Origin of the sequence: Microbulbifer variabilis, assembly GCF_020524905.1 — a bacterium.
GTDB classification, from domain to species: domain Bacteria; phylum Pseudomonadota; class Gammaproteobacteria; order Pseudomonadales; family Cellvibrionaceae; genus Microbulbifer; species Microbulbifer variabilis_A.
In genome coordinates this window covers 1-629 of sequence record NZ_JAIVKI010000067.1, presented here as the reverse complement: position 1 = coordinate 629, position 629 = coordinate 1, and the positions used below count along the sequence as shown (strand labels likewise).

2 tRNA genes and 1 rRNA gene are annotated in these 629 nt (G+C 46.6%); all 3 read left to right on the top strand.

Annotated features, from left to right (window positions below):
• Positions 1-62 (top strand): 16S ribosomal RNA (locus tag LC073_RS21555); the annotation flags it as partial.
• 128 nt (positions 63-190) lie between these two features.
• Positions 191-267, top strand: a tRNA-Ile gene (locus tag LC073_RS21550).
• 125 nt (positions 268-392) lie between these two features.
• Positions 393-468: transfer RNA gene (locus LC073_RS21545), tRNA-Ala, on the top strand.
• Positions 469-629: the final 161 nt, after the last annotated feature.

The following is a 629-nucleotide window of genomic DNA, read 5'->3' as shown; positions in this document are numbered from 1 at the left end:
TGACTGGGGTGAAGTCGTAACAAGGTAGCCCTAGGGGAACCTGGGGCTGGATCACCTCCTTAAACGATTATCGAGAATCGTTTCGTAAGTGCTCACACATATTGCTTGATCGGACTGATGATGTTGGATATCAGTAAAGCCCGTTGGGCGGGTCTAGTGCCCTGGATAACTCCCAAGGGTATTGATTTTTAGGCCTGTAGCTCAGCTGGTTAGAGCGCACCCCTGATAAGGGTGAGGTCGGCAGTTCAAGTCTGCCCAGGCCTACCAAATTTTCCTCATGCTTCGTTGAATAAAAGCTTACGTACTAGAGTACGCTACGCTTTTCTTCGCCTCGCCTGAGAAAAATTAACCACGATCGATTCTTTTTAAAATCTAAGTGGCTTATCAAAAATGGGGCTATAGCTCAGCTGGGAGAGCGCCTGCCTTGCACGCAGGAGGTCAGCGGTTCGATCCCGCTTAGCTCCACCATTTCCTGATCCACATTAGAAGTCAGAAAACTGAGTTCTTGGTAGTTTCTCGATGTTTGAGAACAAGAGTTCAGCTTCCTGATTTTTACATCAGATGCTCTTTAACAAGGTGAAATAATTTGTAGTAATACACTGCAAGGCGAGGTTGGGTGTTTAACACCA